Genomic DNA, 569 nt, shown 5'->3' on the forward strand with positions numbered 1-569 from the left:
GCACTGATACTGGTTAAAGTGACTCACACCCCACGCTTTTAGTGCGCCCGAGTTGCCGACCACCCGATCGGAGACTTCTAGTCGCCACGTTCCCCAACTAGGCTCTCCAACCAATGCTTGCAGCTGTGGATCGTGCTGAACCGTGAAATAGCCCGTAAACCCACCCGATTGACTCGGCTGATGGTTAAACAGCACTACAGACTGGCCTTGTGGCGACGTCAACGTGATGTGTAAATCCGCTAAATTCGCGTGTTCGATATCGAGATAAACGGCAAATGAGTCAGCAATTTTCTGCGTTTTGTCTGATAGTGTTTGAACAAAAATTTTGTTCCCTTGCACTTCTTGACCGCGCGAGTTAATACTCGCATCGGTGAGCGCATCCTCGATAGTCTTGGGCTTATTCAAAAGTAGAGGAATACCATTCACTAGCGCCGTCACGTTTTGCCAAGATTGCGCCTTAAGCCCTTCAGCAAACTGATAATCCACTGAAACTTTAGATTCAAACGGTGCACCACACGTCAGCCCCGTTGGTAAGTTGGCACTGAAAGAGGCCGAGTTTGCCAGTTGCA

1 protein-coding gene is annotated in these 569 nt (G+C 49.4%); it reads right to left on the reverse strand.

Going from position 1 to position 569, the window contains the following annotated elements:
• Window positions 1-569, reverse strand: a 569-nt coding sequence (locus tag R7E38_RS23200; RefSeq protein WP_318082196.1) for a proprotein convertase P-domain-containing protein, incomplete at both ends; no start/stop codon positions are given.

Source organism: Vibrio sp. Vb2131, assembly GCF_033338535.1.
GTDB classification, from domain to species: Bacteria; Pseudomonadota; Gammaproteobacteria; order Enterobacterales; family Vibrionaceae; genus Vibrio; species Vibrio alginolyticus.